The organism is Paenibacillus uliginis N3/975 (assembly GCF_900177425.1).
Classification (GTDB): Bacteria; Bacillota; Bacilli; order Paenibacillales; family Paenibacillaceae; genus Paenibacillus_AQ; species Paenibacillus_AQ uliginis.
The window spans coordinates 1,922,051-1,939,616 of sequence record NZ_LT840184.1; the positions used below are offsets into that span (position 1 = coordinate 1,922,051).

A 17,566-nucleotide genomic window follows, 5' to 3' on the forward strand; every position below is an offset into this window, starting at 1 on the left:
ATGGCGAGTAAACGTAAGATGAGCTTGGAACGAAAAAAAGCGTGGTTTGGCGTGCTGTTCATCACCCCTTGGCTGCTCGGTTTTATTTTGTTGATGGCGGTTCCGTTTATTCAATCTCTGCAGTTCAGTTTCCATAAATTGAGTCTCACCTCGGAGGGATACGACCTTCAATATGTGGGTTTGGACAATTTTAAACATATTCTCTTTGTTGACGCTTGGTATGTACGCAACTTAACCGAAGCAGTTACAACGATGGCACTAAACGTTCCACTCATCATTTTTTTCAGTCTGTTTACGGCAACCCTGCTCTCCCAAAAATTCCGGGGTAGAATGCTCGCAAGAGCGATTATATTTCTTCCGGTTGTTCTTGCTTCCGGTGTCATTGCCAAGCTGGATAACGGAAATTTTCTTGCTCAAGTGATGGGTACTTCGTCGACCGATCTGGAGAGCAACTATTCCGGATTGAGAAGCTTAGAGCTGCGGCCACTGCTGCTGCAAGCGGGTCTAAGCTTCGATGTTGTCAATTATCTGACAGGAGCGGTCGACCGGATATATCAAATCATCAGTTCGTCGGGCGTGCAGATTCTCATTTTTTTGGCTGGACTTCAGTCCGTATCCTCTTCTCTGTACGAGGCTGCCAAAATGGAGGGAGCCACCGGGTATGAGGCATTTTGGAAAATTACGTTTCCGATGATTTCACCGCTAATTCTGACAAATGTTGTATATACCATCATCGATTCCTTCTACAACAACCGGATGACGGAAATGATTCAAAGTACCGCGTTCGGGGGGCTCAACTTCGGGGTAAGCGCGGCAATGTCGTGGATTTACTTCCTAGTCATATCGATCATCCTGGTGATTTCAACATATTTCATCTCGAAAAAAGTATTCTATCATGATTAGATCGGTCTATGCTCCACAAAACTAAGCTCACGCTTTCGAAGTGAGTTTTGTTGCGAAGTAATACAATGAGGTCTATGCTCCACAAAACTTTTAGGAGGCTCACCCCATGAACCTCAAATCAAACATGAAAAAAGTTAGCGATTCAGCTGCCGGCCCCATTCACGCAATCGGTGGCTGGTATGAACGTTATAATCCGGTTGAAAAAGCGAAACATTGGCTCTGGATCATTACCCGCACAGTGCTATTGTTTGGCATTTGTTTTATAATTCTGTACCCAATCCTTACCAAGGTTTCGATAGCTCTTCGCGACAAACAAGATCTGTTTGACTCCACTGTGGTGTGGATTCCGCGTAATTTGACCCTGGACAATATCAAGACGGTATTTGGGTATCTCAACTACACGGAAGCAGTGCGCAACACGTTTATTTTAAGTATGGTTACCTCGGTGCTTCAGCTCATTTCATGCGCTTTGGCCGGATATGGATTTGCCAGACTTAAATTCCGGGGAAGCGGTATTTTGTTCGGTGTTGTTATCTTTACGATTGTAGTACCGCCACAGACGATTATGGTTCCGACCTATTTGCACTACCGGTTTTTTGATGTGTTCGGTCTGTATCAGCTGTTTACTGGAAAGCATGGTATTAATCTGCTAGAGAGCTTTTGGCCATTTTTCATTTCCTCAGGGCTCGCCATGGGGCTTAAAAATGGTCTGTACATTTTTATATTCCGGCAGTTTTTCCGTTCTTTACCCAAGGATTTGGAGGAGGCGGCTTATGTGGATGGTGCAGGAATTTTGAAGACCTTTGCCCAGGTCATGCTCCCTAATGCTGTGCCTGCCATTGCTACGGTGATGCTGTTCTCCTTCATTTGGCAGTGGAATGACAGCTATTTCGTCAATCTGTTTGCACCGAACTATACACTCTTGTCACGTATGCTCGATTTGCTCCCGGGTACAGTACGCCCTGAATATGTCGGCGGGGTATCTCACATGTCCCTATACTTGAATACCGGTACGCTGCTGGGCATCTTGCCGATTTTTTTCCTCTATCTTTTCGCTCAGAAGTACTTTGTTGAAAGTGTGGAACGAACCGGATTGGTAGGGTAATACTTTATGGAGAAGAATATAAGCGTTGCTTATGATGGCATGATACTGTTTTTGTGAAATTAAGCCCGCCCTATACACAGCATATACAGCATGACAACAAAAACCGTCCTTTGATCTGGACGGTTTTTGTTGTCTTCATGATGATCAGGACGGAAGCTCCACCCATTGATAGGGTGTCTCAGCTGCTTTCAAGCCGTATTCGATGATGGTAATGATGGCAACCGTCTCCGCAGGCTCGACTATCGGCTCGCCACTTTCAAAAAACTGCAGCATTTGAGATATGAATGAGCCGAAATAATTAGACTCAGGTTTTACGATTTTGGCCTGCCCGGACTCATAATTCAAAGTTAGTGTAAAAGGGCATTCCCATCCAAAATGGTTAACTGTTGCCTTACGGCCGTTTCCAAATTCAATCAGCAGTGCAGGTGAATTTGCTGTCCCGATATACATCACACGTTTGACGTCACTGCCCATGAGAGACACAATCGGTTCAATCTGATGAATTGAGTAATTTTCATACCGTCCAGGTCCGACACTGCAAATGGTTTCGATTCCGATGCGTTCGGTCTCCATATATTCGGCTGCAAACCGGAGAGCTGAACTGGAATAGAGTGGGGTACCGTGCTCACGTGCAGTCTCGAACAGGGCGATCGCGGTCTGCCTGTCGGGGGCAAATGTTTTATCAACGTAAGTTGGTTTACCTGATCGGAGCGGAAGCTGCGACAGCTCTTCATGGAATTCGGGGTGATCGGGAGAGAGAACGATCAGATAATCGCTCTCCTCGATGACTTCTTCAATGGAAGAGCGGAGCTGAATGCCCTTGTCCGCACACCACTGAGCATTGCTTCGTCCGGTTGGAGAGTCTATTTTACCGTAGGCGCATGTCACTTTCATCGCGCCGCCCGAAGCGCTCTCAATCCATTCTGGGTATTTTTCTGCATGCCATTCATCAAGAAAATAATCGATGAATCCGATTTTTTTCGTCATTTCTTCACGCTCCTAGCTGGTTAGTCGAAAATAATTTCCTTTTGCTGCTCTGATGAATCATAAATGGCCTGAATCATTTTTGCGGTAACGATAACGGTGTCAATGTGTGATGGCAGCTTTTCGCCTGTATGGATGCATTCCAGAAAGGCGTCGATTTCATTTTGGAAATGGTCACCGGCGTTGAATTTCGGACTGGTTTCCAGCAGGGCGCCGTTTTTTGAGCTGTACATCTTAAAGTCACCGCCGTATTGCAGCCGGATTCCTGCTTTGTCCCCCAGAAAATCAATGTACATTTCTTCTTCGCCGATATTCTGTGCCCAGGCACCATTCATTGTGATGCTGGGGCCTTCTGTACGGATGACGGCTGTGACAAAATCATCGACATCGTAAGTGCCTTCGTATTTAGGAGGGCCAGCCCACATGTTCATATAGGTGTAATTCTTCATATCCCGGCCGAGCTTGGAATAGGTTTGAGCGGTTACCGTCTTTGGTGTTGGATCTCCTGAACAGTACATAACCACATCAAGAAAGTGTACCCCCCAATCGATCATTACACCGCCGCCTGCAATGGCTTTTGTTGTGAAAGCGCCTCCAAGACCAGGGATAGAACGGTGGGCACGGAAGCTGGCATAGACGTGGTAAAGCTCTCCAAGCTCGCCACTTTCGATCAGACTTTTTATAATATTAACACCTTTGTTGAAGCGATTGACCACTCCGATATTGAGCACTTTACCCATTTCATGCTGAACTCTTTGCATTTCCAGGGCTTCGGCATACGTTCGGGCAGCAGGTTTTTCACAGAGAACATTTTTGCCTGCACGTAAAAAATCGATTGAGACGATAGCATGTGCATTGTTCGGCGTACAGACGGAGACAGCCTCAATTTCCGGATCGTCCAAAATGTCACGGTAATCCTGTACTGCTATACCACACCCATACTCTTTCACGAAACGCTCTGCATTTTCCTTGTAATAATCACAGAAATATTTTATTTCCGCGTTTGGGTTATTCAGATATGCAGGAATATGTGCCGATTTGGCTATCGTTCCGCATCCGATGATGGCCACTTTCGTTTTTTCCATCTTAATCCCTCCTGTAAGGTTGGCAATGGTTCTAGTTTCTTTATATTTCTGCACAGGAAGGATCATGCCAAAAAATATGAATCGTTTCTGTTTTATAAATTGACTAGGCCGAACGGTATCGATATTTCCATTCTTGTTTGAGCTCCAGACTCTTTACGTCATTTCATCCTACGCATGAAACGCGAGGATGAAAATTTCAACAAATTAGGTTATATTGATGTACAGTATCTGGCGTGTCCATGGAATTTTTACTGAACATCTAAACAAGGAGGTTGAGCGGAGTGGAAGTCAAACAGGAAGCAGGTAAAACCTTACTGCACATACGAAGTCACTACAATGGTCTTACTAAAACAGAGCAAAAAGCAGCCCAATATATACTGGAGCATGCACCAGAGATCATTTATCAGTCGGTGACCGAATTAGCAAGTAAAGCGGATGTAGGCGAGACAACGGTTCTTCGATTGTGCCGGAAGCTGAAGTTCCAAGGATTTCAAGATTTTAAGCTATCCTTGGCTCAGGATTTAGTTCAGCCTATGGATTATCTACATACGGAAGTTACCGAGGAGGACGACCCTTCCGCACTAACGAACAAAATTATTACAGCACATATTCAGACGTTGGAACAGACACGAGAGCTCGTAAATCCCGAAGAGCTTGGCAAGGCTATAGATGTTCTTCATCATGCGAAGCAGATTCAGTTTTTTGGTGTAGGCTCCTCTGGACTTACAGCAAAGCAGGCAGCACAAAGCTTTCTGCGTATAGGCAAACGGGGAGGCGCCAGTACTGATACTCACTTTCAGGCTGTCGAGGCAGCTCTGCTCTCAGATGATTCGGTCGCTGTAGGCATTTCGATATCCGGCAGCACGAAAGATACGAATGAGAACCTGCTGCTGGCTAAAAAGGCTGGAGCGAAGGTTATCGCGATTACAAGCAATGCCCGTTCTCCAATTACGAAAATAGCCGATATTGTACTCATTATGGTTGCACGTGAAAACCCGCTTTCAAGCAGCTCCCTCGCAGCTAAAATTTCGCAGCTCTCCATTATTGATCTGCTGAATGTCGGCGTATCGCTTCGAATGAAGGATCAAGCGTTGAAGTTCAAGGAGCTTACCGCGAAGGCGACTTCTGACAAGCTGTATTAAATTGTTGTAATGGGCATTAAAAAATGAAGCCCATTTCGGCTTCGACAAGTAAACGTTCAATTTCCCCTCGGTCTGGCTGAAGTATCGGCCAGACCATTCTTTTTGTTCAGCAATCTACGCTACACGTATACGAGAGCACACGACGAATCATGACCGAGTTATGATGTAGGTGTGATGGCTTGCGTCGAACGCCCCTCTATAAGCTTCGGCTGAAAAATAGCTTTTTGCTTAGACATATCGGGTGTACCTGCATGACGCAGTAACAGTTGGATCGTGTGATGTGCCATATCTGTAATGGGCTGCGAAATAGTCGTAAGCCGTGGCTGTACGATCTGCGACAGCAACGTATCATCAAAGCCGATGATAGAGAGGTCACTTGGAACTTGCAGTCCCAGCTCCTGCGCGGCTTGCAGTACACCGACAGCGAGCATGTCGTTGCAGGCAAAGATAGCACTTGGCCGTTCAGATTGCTCTAGCATTTGACGCGCTCCGGTGTAGCCATCTCGAATGGAGGAATGAACGTTTGTGATCCATTCCGAACGGTATGTAATGCCGGCTTCTTTCATCGCTTGCTGTCCACCCTGAATCCGGTGATCGCCACTCGGACCTGTTTCGGCTACGATACCGATATGCTGATGCCCATTGTGAATAAGATGCTCGATCGCCTGATAGCCACCTTTATAATCATCTACCGTTACGGTATGTACGTCTAAGGAAGGAATATCTTTTGAGAAGAGTACGACAGGCATATCGGTTGCCAAATATGGTTGAAGCAGTGACCAGTCCGAGAAGTGACACGCAATGATCATGCCATCGACCTGCTTGCGCTGCAAGAGAGAAAGATAATTCACGCTCCGCTCGTCCTCATTATCGGTACTGCACATTACGATGCTATAGCCCGCCGCTCGTGCTTCATCTTCAAGGGAGCGTGCTGCTTCTGCGAAGAATGGGTTTGCAATATTTGACAGGAGAAGTCCAAAGGTAGATGTTTTCTTCCCTGTCAGTGCGGAAGCGACGACGCTAGGCTGATATTGCAGCTCATCCATAATGCTGAGTACATGTTCGCGTGTCTTTTGACTTATGTTACCAGTTTTGTTCACAACTTTGGATACCGTTGCGATAGAGACACCTGCCGCTTTGGCCACATCGTAAATTGTTGATTTCATAGCTTTCTCCTTCATACGTCATCCTTTAAATCTATTATAAGCAACAAAGGGAGAATGGACTACACCCATTCTCCCTTGTTTAATATTATAACCCTATTGCAGACAGTTCAAATGTATTTATCGAGGAAATAACCACTCATGATCAGGATCGTTATGGAACTTCCACGTCCGAGTCGGGCCTGCCATTACATTCAAATAATACGAATCATACCCTGGAGGCGCAGATACAGGGTGATATCCTTCCGGCACCAGCACGACATTACGGTTAGGCACGACAAGCGTCTCGTTGAGCGAGCGATCATCATTGTATACCCGCTGCATAATGAACCCTTGGCCTGGATTTACTTCATGGTAATACGTTTCCTCCAAGTAGGATTCATGCGGTAAATTATCTTGGTCATGTTTATGCGGTGGGTAACTGGACCAATGTCCACCCGGTGTATATACTTCCACGACGAGCAGGCTATCAGCAGCATTTTGCTCAGGTAAAATGTTTTGAATGTGACGTTCCATGCTCCCCGAACCACGTGTCTCGACACCGACATCTTCTGGTCGGATAAGACGGGCTGGGTATGTGCCGCGCCCTGGTGCCGCGCATACTGCAAGTTCAAGATCAGTATCTGCTATGACTGTGTACTGATCGTCGTTAGGGACGTAGACAGAATACGGAGGAATGCGTTCGAACACACTCATACGTTGTCCAATAACTCCGAATTGTTCTTCTTTTGTGCTCACATTTGCTTTTCCACTCAAGAGTACTAGGCAAACTTCCTGATCGTTCGTATTTTGCTGCAGAGTCTCGCCGGACTTCAAGGAGTATACCTCGAATCCAACATATTTCCAGCCCGCACTCTCAGGTGTGACGCGAACAATATTTCCTTCCGCATCGCGTGTATGCGGAGAGACGATAAGCTTAGACATAGGGATTTGCCTCCTTTGTGCTGTTTATAAACTTTTTCGATCTAACACAGTCACATGATTAAGCTTGACCGGACGACCCGTAAGAAGGGATTCCTTGGCTGCTTGCGCGAGTCGTTCCGCCTGCAAACCGTCATTGCCATCGCATACGATAGGGAACTCTCCTTGAATTGAACGGAAAAAGTCTTCAATCTCCTGCACATACGCCTGTGTATAGCGCTCCAGGAAGAAATAAAGCGGCTTATCCATCATAACCCCGTCACTTGTCGAAATGACTGCGGTTGAAGGGCGATCATTTTCCGTAGAAATACAGCCCTTGGAGCCGAATGCCTCGATACGCTGATCGTAGCCGTAAACAGCTTTACGGCTGTTTTCGATAATTCCGATCGCGCCGTTCGCAAAGGTAAGCATAACGACAGCTGTATCAACATCGTTCAGCTCGCCAATTTTCGGATCGATCAAATTTGCGCCTTGTGCATATACCTCCACAACCTCACTCTGCACGACATACCGAGCCATATCGAAGTCATGAATCATCATATCCATGAACAGACCGCCGGATTTCGCTACATACTCAGCTGGAGGCGGCTCAGGATCACGCGATGTAATTCGTAAAAGATGCGGTTCGCCAATGACACCGCCTTGTACGGTATCGCGAACTTTCTTGAAGTTATGGTCGAAGCGGCGATTGAATCCGACTTGCAGCATCACATTCGCTTCGTACACAGCTTGCAGTGCCAGTTCTGTAGTTTCTACCGAGAAGCTCACAGGCTTTTCGCAAAATATATGCTTGCCGGCACGTGCTGCTTCTTGAATGATCGTCGCATGTGTACTCGTTGGCGAGCAGATGAATATTGCATCAATATCAGGGTCATTTAACAAGTCTTGATAGTTGTCAGTTACTACCGGAATATGAAGGCTGGATGCCCAAGTATCCAAACCTTGCATATTGACGTCAGATACGGCACGGACGCGTGCCATCGATGTGCGTTGAATATGTTCAGCGTGAAGTTTGCCGATTCGTCCGGCGCCAATTATACCTACTTGAAACATAATATCTCCTGCTTTCTCTGATATAGAATGATTATTTAGGGAAAGCGCTTAACTCATGCCCCTAGCATACGTGACAACGTTTTCTTTTTCAAGTTGTGAATTTAATAACGTAGTTAAACAACATTTTTCTCTTGTTGTAAGGCTGTTTTTTTATAAAGGTAATAAATAGGGATTGTGAAATAAAGAACTTAAAAACCTTATGAAAAAGCGTTTACATTGGCGAAATTGTATGTTTATAATGAGCCGTAAGGTAAGCGCTTAACTCAAACTCATAACATCACAGCACGACATGAACATGACAGGATTCAAGACAGATCGTTTAGTCGATCACAGCACAATGTGTCACATGAAGGAAAGGGTATAGCTGAGAAGCAACACATACGGTATCTGACCATATGGAGGTGCGAACTGAAATGAATACGATTCAATTTCCAGCGGAGCGACAGCTCGACTTTATCTCGCTGGGCCGACTGTGTATCGATTTAAATGCAAATGAAATCAACCGTCCGATGGAACAGACACGGACATTCACGAAATATGTAGGAGGATCTCCGGCTAATATCGCCATTGGTGTAGCACGACTCGGGCTGAAGAGCGGGTTCATAGGCAAAATTGCGGATGATCAAATGGGAAGATTTATCAAGCAGTATTTAGAGGAGCAGGGCATCGATGCGACTCAGTTAACCGTTGATCATACAGGAGCGGTGACAGGGTTGGCGTTCACAGAGATTAAAAGTCCCGAAGATTGCAGCATTTTGATGTACCGTGACAATGTCGCAGACCTGTTGCTGCGTCCTGAGGAAGTTTCCGAAGATTACATCAAGAAGGCGAAGGCACTGCTAATTTCCGGGACTGCACTAGCTGCAAGCCCGTCTCGGGAAGCGGTATTTGTCGCTCTATCCTACGCCCGCAAGCACGGTGTGTTCGTGTTCTTCGACTTGGACTACCGACCATACACGTGGAAGGATACATCAGAAACAGCGGTTTATTATAAGCTGGCGGCGCAGTACTGCGACTTCATCATCGGAACACGTGAGGAGTTCGACATGATGGAATCGTTCGATGGCCAGCAGGCAGATGACAAACTAACTGCTCAGACTTGGTTCGACCATTATGCGCAGGTTGTTATTATCAAACATGGCGGTGCGGGATCGATTGCTTATACGAAGGAAGGGCAGTCTTTCAAGGGCGGTATTTTCAAAACGAAAGTACTTAAGACGTTCGGAGCAGGTGACTCCTACGCTTCAGCTATGATCTATGCATTGATGCAAGGGTATGACGTGGCAACGGCGATGGATTATGGCAGTGCTTCTGCTGCAATTGTTATTTCGAGCCACAGCTGCTCAGAAGCGATGCCAACAGCAGAAGAGCTGCGGACCTTCATGGAGACAACAGAGCGTATTCAACTATAACGAATTTGAAAAAGCCTTATTGATTTTAGAAAAGACCAGTGAAAAAGTCCACGAAGAGGCGAGATCATTCTGGAGAAGCGTATGCGGTAAAAGCTTTCCAAAGGAAAGCTCGCATCGAAAGCATATGTGCTCCTTTGTCCCCGAAATTCAACCGCTAGAGCGGATATATTCAAGAATTTTTGGGACAACAGCGATTGGAAGAATGGCTCGACAGCGCAGTGGCTACTAAATCACCAGACTTATATAGATAATGCTTATCCAATCCAGTACGCGAAAGGGGAAACAATAATCATGACAGCAGAAATGACCGTTCGCAACTTTATCGGAGGAGAATGGAAATCCTCTTCATCCACTCATAGTGAACCTGTGTACAACCCAGCAACAGGAGAAGTGATTGCACATGTGCCGCTCTCCACAACAGAAGAAGTAAATGAAGCAGTGCAAGCTGCAGCCGAGGCGTTCAAGACATGGTCCCGCACACCTGTTCCGCGCCGCTCGCGCATTCTGTTCCGTTATCAGCAGCTGTTGGTAGAGCATTGGGACGAGTTGGCGAAGCTGATTACGCAGGAGAACGGCAAAAACTTCAAGGAAGCATATGGCGAAGTTCAGCGCGGGATTGAGTGTGTTGAGTTCGCAGCAGGTGCGCCTACATTAATGATGGGAAAGCAGCTTCCAGATATCGCAACGAACATCGAATCGGGTATGTATCGCTATCCGATCGGTGTTGTCGGTGGTATTACTCCATTCAACTTCCCGATGATGGTACCTTCTTGGATGTTTCCGCTTGCGATTGCTTGTGGCAACACGTTCGTGCTGAAGCCATCTGAACGCACACCGCTATTGGCGATTCGTCTCGTTGAGTTGTTCATAGAAGCAGGCTTACCTAAAGGTGTCTTGAATATTGTGCATGGTGCGCACGATGTAGTGAACGGGCTCTTGGATCATAAACTTGTAAAAGCAATTTCCTTCGTTGGCTCGCAGCCAGTAGGGGAGTATGTGTACAAGCGTGGTACGGCGAACTTGAAGCGCGTCCAAGCTTTGACTGGGGCGAAAAATCACTCCATCGTTATGGAAGATGCGGATCTGGATGTGACAACGAACCAAATCGTTAATGCGGCATTCGGCTCTGCTGGCGAACGTTGTATGGCTTGCTCCGTTGTACTCGTACACGAAGCGGTGGCAGATGAACTCGTATCCCGACTTGTAAAAGCTTCTGATGAGATGAACATTGGTAACGGGTTAGAAGAAGACGTATTTTTAGGTCCGGTTATTCGTGAAGCACACAAGGAACGCACTCTCAGCTATATTGAGGCTGGTGTTGAAGAAGGAGCACGTCTCGTGCGCGACGGTCGTAATGATGCTCAGGCGTCTAATGAAGGCTACTTCGTAGGCCCGACGATCTTTGATGAAGTGACGCAGGAGATGAAGATATGGAAGGATGAAATATTCGCTCCAGTGCTGTCCGTCGTACGAGTAAAGAGTCTTGATGAAGCGATTGCGTGGGCGAATGAGTCCCGATTTGCGAACGGTGCTTGTCTCTTCACAGGTAGCGGTGCTTATATGCGCCAGTTCCGTGAAAATATCGATGCAGGTATGCTTGGCGTAAACGTCGGCGTTCCGGCTCCAATGGCCTTCTTCCCGTTCTCAGGATGGAAAGATTCGTTCTACGGCGACTTGCATGCAAACGGCACGGACGGAGTGGAGTTCTATACACGCAAGAAGATGGTAACGACTCGGTGGTAATCCCACACCTGTAACGGTGATCGAAAGGTGGTTGGTTCTAACGATGACGACGATTCGATTGACGACAGCCCAAGCGCTGGTTCGGTTCTTGAATCAACAATATATAGAGTTTGATGGACAGCAGAAGAGATTTGTAAAAGGGATCTTTACGATATTCGGGCATGGCAACGTGCTCGGTCTAGGCCAGGCGCTGGAAGAGGCGCCTGGGGAGCTTGAAGTATATCAAGGCCGGAATGAGCAAGGCATGGCACATGCTGCTGTTGCTTTTGCGAAGCAGAAGCGTCGCAGACAAATCTGCGCTTGCACCTCGTCTGTCGGGCCAGGTGCAGCGAACATGATAACAGCTGCCGCAACGGCGACAGCGAATCAGATCCCGGTGCTGCTGCTGCCGGGTGACACATTCGCTTCCCGTCAGCCAGATCCGGTGCTTCAGCAGATCGAGCAGACGTATGACATGACGATCTCGACGAACGATGCATTCCGCCCAGTTAGTAAGTACTGGGATCGCATATCTCGTCCTGAGCAGTTGATGTCAGCGATGATTCAAGCGATGCGCGTGCTGACGGACCCGGCGGATACCGGAGCAGTCACGATCGCACTTCCGCAGGATGTGCAGGCGGAAGCGTACGATTATCCGCTGTCTTTCTTTCAGCGCCGAGTACATCGCATCGAGCGCCGCCCTGCGAGCGAAGAGGCGCTTAAGGCGGCAGAAGATCTTATCCGCGAGAGACGGAAGCCGATTCTCGTGTACGGCGGAGGTGTTCGCTACTCCGAGGCAGGAGAAGCCTTGATAGCGTTCGCGGAAGCGTTCCGCATCCCGATCGTCGAGACGCAGGCTGGAAAAAGCGCGATCCCTGCATCCCATCCGTGGAATGTAGGCGGGATTGGGGTTACGGGTAATGAAGCGGCTAACAAGCTTGCACGCGAAGCCGATCTTATTATCGGTGTCGGCACACGGTTCACCGACTTCACTACGGGTTCGAAGGAGTTGTTCGGGCACCCTGATAAGGCGGTGTTGACGATTAATGCCTCGCCATTCCATGCTGGTAAGCTTGATGCGGTCAGTGTCGTAGCGGATGCCCGCACCGCACTTCTTACTTTGCATGAGCGCCTTGTGCAGGTTGGCTATAAGTCGTCCTACAAGACTGAGGTTGAAGCAGCGAAGAAATCGTGGACGGCAGAGTGGAACAGGCTGGCACAGATCGAATATGACACAAGCAACTTCAAGCCAGAGATTGAAGGTCATCTCAATGAGGCCTTGCCGGAATATGTGCAGGTGCTGAACAGCCATCTTACGCAGACGCAGGTGCTGGGCATATTGAATGATCTACTTGGTGAAGAGGCGGTCATCGTTGGTGCAGCAGGTAGTCTGCCGGGAGATCTGCAACGGATGTGGAGGTCGGAGAAACCGAACACGTATCACATGGAATACGGTTATTCTTGTATGGGCTATGAAATCTCGGGAGCTCTCGGTGTAAAGATCGCGGAACCCGAGCGCGAAGTGTACGCATTTTGCGGGGATGGCAGCTATATGATGTTGCATTCCGAGCTGGTCACAAGCTTACAGGAAAGGCAAAAAGTGAACGTATTGCTCTTCGACAACATCGGCTTCGGCTGTATTAATAACTTGCAGATGGGTCATGGCATGGGAAGCTTTGGTACAGAATTCCGAGCACGCAACTTGTCGACAGGTAAGTTGGACGGGGAGTTACTGCTGATCGACTTTGCCAAAAGTGCTGCTGGATATGGTGTCGCAACTCGTACCGTACGTACGAAGGGCGAGCTCGCTGAAGCGATTGAGTGGGCGAAAGAACAGACGACATCAACGCTCTTGGACATTAAGGTACTACCAAAGACAATGACAGATGGTTATGGCGCTTGGTGGAATGTAGGTGTTGCTCAAGTGTCAGATCAGGCTGGAATTAAGCAGGCGTCGGTGGACCGAGAGCACCATTTGAAACAGGCAAGACCTTACTAATGGAACACTGATACTCGGGGAACTGGTATGCAGTTCAGTGAATAGCGGAAGAAGGAAAGGTGATCAAGCTTTTACAAGATCAAAAGGAGATCACCTTAACCCTCCGCCTTCTTTAAAGGGATTAAAAAGATAGCCACTTAAGCTGGGAGGAATGGACATGTTTGCAGCAGGTACCGTAAAGCTTGGAATTGCCCCTATCGGTTGGACGAATGATGACATGCCTGAATTGGGCGGCAGCAATACGTTTGAACAGTGTGTTAGTGAGATGGCTCTGGCAGGATTCACAGGCACGGAGATCGGTAATAAGTACCCCAAAAATGTAAGCGCTTTACATAAGGCGTTAAACTTAAGAAACTTAGAAGTGGCAAGTGCGTGGTTCAGCGCATATTTGACCGTTCAGGACTATAAAGAGACGGCTAGACTGTTCATCGAACATCGTGATTTCCTGCATGCAATGGGTGCGAAGGTGATCGTTGTTTCAGAGCAAGGTCACAGCATCCAAGGTCAAATGGAGACGCCGTTATTCGCAAACAAGCCTGTATTTACAGATGAACAATGGAATCGTCTCGTAGAAGGGTTGCACGGGCTCGGGGAATTGGCTCGGGAGAAGGGGATGCATCTCGTCTACCACCATCATATGGGGACAGTCGTACAGACGACAGAAGAGATCGATCGTCTCATGGAGAGCACAGACCCAGCTCTTGTGTCCTTGCTGTATGACACCGGTCATCTCGTGTTCTCGGGCGAAAACCACTTGGATGTGCTGAAGCGTCACATGAGTCGCATTAAGCATGTGCATTTGAAAGATGTGCGGGCAGACGTAGCGCATCAAGTTCGTACGGAGCAGCTGAGCTTCCTGCAAGCCGTGAAGTCCGGTGTGTTCACAGTTCCAGGAGATGGATGCATCGATTTTACACCTGTATTCGAGGAATTATCGGGCGCTTCGTATGAAGGATGGCTGCTCGTAGAGGCAGAACAGGACCCGGCGAAGGCGAATCCGTTGGAATACGCGATAAAGGCGAGAGGATATATTCGGGACAAAGCAGGAGTATAGGTGGGGGAAAAGAGATTGCTCTTCTGACATTCGAAGCAATTGCGCGTATAAGCCAGCAGAGCAAGTGTAACCGAGGAAAAGGGAGTGGGAGCATGCAATTGAACGACAACAAGCGCATATCGGTTGGCTTAGTCGGCTTAGGCCGATTAGGAAGACAGCATGCAGAGAATTTGGCATTCCGTATACCGCACTGTACATTGACAGCCGTATGCAGTGTGAAGGAGGAGGAAGTGGAAGCTGCTAAGCGTGATCTTGGTGTTCCGTACGGATATACAGATTACGAAGAAATGCTGCGCAATAATGAGCTTGATGCGATCTTCATCGCTTCTCCATCTGGCTTCCACTGCAAGCAGATCGAACAGGCCTTGGCAGCGGGCTTTCACGTCTTCTCCGAGAAGCCGCTTGGCTTGTATATCGAAGAAGCGCTGCGTGTGCAGGAAGCTGTAATACGTCATCCTAATCAAGTGTTCATGCTCGGATTCATGAGACGTTATGACCGTTCTTACGCTTATGCTAAGCAGCAGATTGAAGCGGGAGCAATTGGCGAGCCTGTGCTTGTCCGCTGTTATGGACTCGATCCTGCTCAGGCGATGCCTAGCTTCTTGCAGTTCGCTAAGAGCAACTACAGTGGTGGATTGTTCCTCGACATGGCGATTCATGATCTCGATCTAGCACGTTGGTATCTTGGCGCTGAAGCGGAAACGGTATGGGCAATTGGCGGTTCGCATCGTTATCCAGAGCTTGAACAGCTGGAGGATGCAGAGACAGGAGCGGCTCTCGTGCAGTTCGAGGGTAAGAAGATGGGGATATTCGTGGCAAGTCGGAACTGTGCCCATGGTTATCATATCGAGACAGAAATTATTGGGACACATGGTTCTTTGCGTATCGGTACGATACCAGAGAAGAATCAAGTTGCGCTAATGGATGATCGCGGAATCGTACGCGAGTGTGCGAGCGGGTTCCTGGAGCGGTTCGAACAGGCTTATGTGGATGAAGTGATTGAATTCATCCGCTGTATCCGTGAAGATCGGAAGCCGGAAGTAACGGTGGCGGATGGTGTTCAGTCGACGATTTTAGGATATGCGTGCAAGCAATCGTTTGAGACGGGCCAGTTGGTCGCTGTGCACCACAGAAAATAGAAACGAAAATCGCAAGTTGCAAGCAGAAAGGCTACTATCGTTACTCGATGAGCGGAAGGGGAATAAAGGCATGCTGTACATCACGGTCATTACCTTTTTACTGTATACGTGCTTCATAGCGTGGTATTCGTGGCATAAGACGAAAGCGGTAGATTTGAACAGTTCAGATGGCTATTTCTTAGGCGGACGCAGTTTGACGGGGATCGTCATTGCGGGCTCTCTACTCCTGACGAACTTATCCACCGAGCAAATGGTGGGCTTGAATGGACAGAGCTATGGCTCATCCATGGTCGTTATGGCGTGGGAGGTTACTTCGCCAATCGCGTTAATTTTCATGGCGTTTGTCTTCCTGCCCCGTTATTTGAAAGCAGGTATTACAACGATTCCAGACTTCCTGGAGCAGCGCTATGACATGCGTACACGTCAAATTATTTCGATCTTGTTCTTGCTCGGTTATGCGATGGCGTATCTTCCAACAGTTCTTTACTCAGGTGCGCTTGTGTTAGATACGATTTTTAACTTGTCCTCTATTTTTGGCTTCGGTGACTTTGGAATGGTACTCGTCGTTTCATTGGTGATTGGTATTGTCGGTATCCTGTATGTTGTTCTCGGTGGTCTGCGGGCCTGTGCCTTGTCAGATACGTTGAATGGGGTAGGTCTCATTGTAGGCGGACTGTTAATTACGGTTCTTGGTCTAGTTGCACTAGGGGGAGGGGACCTTGTCGATGGTGTCAACACATTGCTGCAAAAGGAACCTGAAAAGCTGAATTCTATCGGTGACAGCAGTTCACCTGTTCCATTTATTACGATTTTCTTCGGTCTACTATTCAACAACTTGTTCTACTGGTGTACAAATCAGGCGATCGTGCAGCGTACATTAGGTGCGAAGAACTTGAAGGAAGGCCAGAAGGGCGTTCTGTATGCAGGTATGTTCAAAATAATTGGACCTTTCTATCTTGTTATTCCAGGTATCATTGCGTACCACTTGTTCAATAACTCATTATCAAATGCGGATATGGCGTATCCTTCGCTCGTTATCGAAGTATTGCCAACATTGTTATCCGGATTCTTCGCGGCTGTATTGTTCGGTGCAATCCTAAGCTCTTTCAACGGAGCGTTGAACAGCTCTTTGACGTTGTTTACGTTGGATATTTACAAGCCGATGTTCAAACCGCAAGCAACAGAGAAGCAATTGGTGAAAGCTGGCCGTATATTTGCTATCGTGCTCGGCCTCGTATCGGTAGCGATAGCACCGCTTATTCTATTCGCACCATCAGGCTTGTACTATTATTTGCAAGAAATGTTCGGATTCTATAATGTGCCGATTATCGCGGCGGTTGTGGTCGGATTCTTCACGAAGCGAGTACCGGCGATTGCACCGAAAATTGCGCTGTGTGCGCACATTGTACTCTATGCGTTGTCCAAGTTCTTCTTAGGTGAGATTAACTTCTTGTATATTTTAAGTGTGCTGTTCCCTGTGTGTGTGCTTGTTATGCTTATTGTCGGCAAGTTTGCGCCGCGAGATGAAGATTTCGAACTGTACAACTCAGGCAAGGTAGACTTGACACCATGGAAACATGCGAGAGTATTTACGGTTGTCATGGTCATATTGATGATCGCAATGTATGTGCTGTTCTCCCCGCTTGGGATTGCGGCTTGAGGATAAGTCTAATATAGAAGCAGACATTATTAGAATGTTTGAAACCGCTTACTAGTTAAGTGTAAATAGAGGAGGGTGTCTGTCTGGAGAGACGGACGCCCTCTTGTGCGTTTGGCACGCAATCGACTAATGAGTGAAAGTCTCTAGGACACCCTCTTTTGTATTTTCATATGATATAGTAGGATTGAAATTTTATGGAAAACGGGGTGAGCCATTCTGAGAAA

14 protein-coding genes are annotated in these 17,566 nt (G+C 47.6%); 9 read left to right on the forward strand and 5 right to left on the reverse strand.

Annotated elements, in window-relative coordinates; genetic code table 11:
* On the forward strand, positions 1 to 903 hold the full coding sequence (locus tag B9N86_RS09065; RefSeq protein ID WP_208918728.1) for a carbohydrate ABC transporter permease: 903 nt from the start codon (positions 1 to 3) through the stop codon (positions 901 to 903).
* A 106-nt stretch (positions 904 to 1,009) separates the two neighbouring features.
* Positions 1,010 to 2,008, forward strand: a complete 999-nt coding sequence (locus tag B9N86_RS09070; RefSeq protein ID WP_244563018.1) for a carbohydrate ABC transporter permease — start codon at positions 1,010 to 1,012, stop codon at positions 2,006 to 2,008.
* Between the two features lie 144 nt (positions 2,009 to 2,152).
* On the opposite strand, the gene B9N86_RS09075 is transcribed toward B9N86_RS09070, so the two are convergent.
* A complete protein-coding gene (locus B9N86_RS09075; RefSeq protein ID WP_208918729.1) occupies positions 2,153 to 2,995 on the reverse strand; it encodes a Gfo/Idh/MocA family protein in 843 nt (280 codons plus the stop codon).
* Between the two features lie 20 nt (positions 2,996 to 3,015).
* Positions 3,016 to 4,077: a Gfo/Idh/MocA family protein gene (locus B9N86_RS09080; RefSeq protein ID WP_208918730.1), complete on the reverse strand. Its 1,062-nt coding sequence runs from the start codon at positions 4,075 to 4,077 to the stop codon at positions 3,016 to 3,018.
* 281 nt (positions 4,078 to 4,358) lie between these two features.
* Between B9N86_RS09080 and B9N86_RS09085 the strand changes: the two genes are divergently transcribed.
* Positions 4,359 to 5,219 (forward strand): MurR/RpiR family transcriptional regulator, encoded by an 861-nt coding sequence (locus B9N86_RS09085; protein WP_208918731.1) that lies wholly within the window; start codon positions 4,359 to 4,361, stop codon positions 5,217 to 5,219.
* A 158-nt stretch (positions 5,220 to 5,377) separates the two neighbouring features.
* On the opposite strand, the gene B9N86_RS09090 is transcribed toward B9N86_RS09085, so the two are convergent.
* The 3 genes from B9N86_RS09090 to iolG form a co-directional block, all read right to left on the reverse strand.
* Positions 5,378 to 6,385, reverse strand: a complete 1,008-nt coding sequence (locus tag B9N86_RS09090; protein WP_208918732.1) for a LacI family DNA-binding transcriptional regulator — start codon at positions 6,383 to 6,385, stop codon at positions 5,378 to 5,380.
* A gap of 117 nt (positions 6,386 to 6,502) precedes the next feature.
* Positions 6,503 to 7,306, reverse strand: coding sequence for a 5-deoxy-glucuronate isomerase (gene iolB / locus B9N86_RS09095; protein WP_208918733.1), 804 nt, complete (start codon positions 7,304 to 7,306; stop codon positions 6,503 to 6,505).
* Between the two features lie 24 nt (positions 7,307 to 7,330).
* The gene (gene iolG / locus B9N86_RS09100) at positions 7,331 to 8,356 is read right to left on the reverse strand and encodes an inositol 2-dehydrogenase (RefSeq protein ID WP_208918734.1); all 1,026 of its coding nucleotides are present in this window, start codon (positions 8,354 to 8,356) and stop codon (positions 7,331 to 7,333) included.
* A gap of 413 nt (positions 8,357 to 8,769) precedes the next feature.
* Here iolG and iolC point away from each other — a divergent pair, with 413 nt between their 5' ends.
* The 6 genes from iolC (at position 8,770) to B9N86_RS09130 (ending at position 17,342) form a co-directional block, all read left to right on the forward strand.
* Positions 8,770 to 9,768: a 5-dehydro-2-deoxygluconokinase gene (iolC, locus tag B9N86_RS09105; protein WP_208918735.1), complete on the forward strand. Its 999-nt coding sequence runs from the start codon at positions 8,770 to 8,772 to the stop codon at positions 9,766 to 9,768.
* Between the two features lie 291 nt (positions 9,769 to 10,059).
* Entirely contained in the window at positions 10,060 to 11,511 is a 1,452-nt protein-coding gene (locus B9N86_RS09110; protein ID WP_208918736.1) for a CoA-acylating methylmalonate-semialdehyde dehydrogenase, read from the forward strand.
* A 43-nt stretch (positions 11,512 to 11,554) separates the two neighbouring features.
* Entirely contained in the window at positions 11,555 to 13,489 is a 1,935-nt protein-coding gene (iolD, locus tag B9N86_RS09115) for a 3D-(3,5/4)-trihydroxycyclohexane-1,2-dione acylhydrolase (decyclizing) (RefSeq protein WP_208918737.1), read from the forward strand.
* A 157-nt stretch (positions 13,490 to 13,646) separates the two neighbouring features.
* Positions 13,647 to 14,543: a myo-inosose-2 dehydratase gene (gene iolE / locus B9N86_RS09120; protein ID WP_208918738.1), complete on the forward strand. Its 897-nt coding sequence runs from the start codon at positions 13,647 to 13,649 to the stop codon at positions 14,541 to 14,543.
* 92 nt (positions 14,544 to 14,635) lie between these two features.
* Entirely contained in the window at positions 14,636 to 15,682 is a 1,047-nt protein-coding gene (locus B9N86_RS09125; RefSeq protein ID WP_208918739.1) for a Gfo/Idh/MocA family protein, read from the forward strand.
* 70 nt (positions 15,683 to 15,752) lie between these two features.
* On the forward strand, positions 15,753 to 17,342 hold the full coding sequence (locus B9N86_RS09130) for a solute:sodium symporter family transporter (RefSeq protein ID WP_208918740.1): 1,590 nt from the start codon (positions 15,753 to 15,755) through the stop codon (positions 17,340 to 17,342).
* Positions 17,343 to 17,566: the final 224 nt, after the last annotated feature.

Excerpts from the sequence above, each read along its gene's own strand:
- B9N86_RS09065 (WP_208918728.1), top strand. The coding sequence starts at position 1 with ATGGCGAGTAAACGTAAGATGAGCTTGGAACGAAAAAAAGCGTGGTTT.
- B9N86_RS09070 (WP_244563018.1), top strand. The coding sequence starts at position 1,010 with ATGAACCTCAAATCAAACATGAAAAAAGTTAGCGATTCAGCTGCCGGC.
- B9N86_RS09075 (WP_208918729.1), bottom strand. The coding sequence starts at position 2,995 with ATGACGAAAAAAATCGGATTCATCGATTATTTTCTTGATGAATGGCAT.
- B9N86_RS09080 (WP_208918730.1), bottom strand. The coding sequence starts at position 4,077 with ATGGAAAAAACGAAAGTGGCCATCATCGGATGCGGAACGATAGCCAAA.
- B9N86_RS09090 (WP_208918732.1), bottom strand. The coding sequence starts at position 6,385 with ATGAAATCAACAATTTACGATGTGGCCAAAGCGGCAGGTGTCTCTATC.
- iolB (WP_208918733.1), bottom strand. The coding sequence starts at position 7,306 with ATGTCTAAGCTTATCGTCTCTCCGCATACACGCGATGCGGAAGGAAAT.
- iolG (WP_208918734.1), bottom strand. The coding sequence starts at position 8,356 with ATGTTTCAAGTAGGTATAATTGGCGCCGGACGAATCGGCAAACTTCAC.
- iolC (WP_208918735.1), top strand. The coding sequence starts at position 8,770 with ATGAATACGATTCAATTTCCAGCGGAGCGACAGCTCGACTTTATCTCG.
- B9N86_RS09110 (WP_208918736.1), top strand. The coding sequence starts at position 10,060 with ATGACAGCAGAAATGACCGTTCGCAACTTTATCGGAGGAGAATGGAAA.
- iolD (WP_208918737.1), top strand. The coding sequence starts at position 11,555 with ATGACGACGATTCGATTGACGACAGCCCAAGCGCTGGTTCGGTTCTTG.
- iolE (WP_208918738.1), top strand. The coding sequence starts at position 13,647 with ATGTTTGCAGCAGGTACCGTAAAGCTTGGAATTGCCCCTATCGGTTGG.
- B9N86_RS09125 (WP_208918739.1), top strand. The coding sequence starts at position 14,636 with ATGCAATTGAACGACAACAAGCGCATATCGGTTGGCTTAGTCGGCTTA.
- B9N86_RS09130 (WP_208918740.1), top strand. The coding sequence starts at position 15,753 with ATGCTGTACATCACGGTCATTACCTTTTTACTGTATACGTGCTTCATA.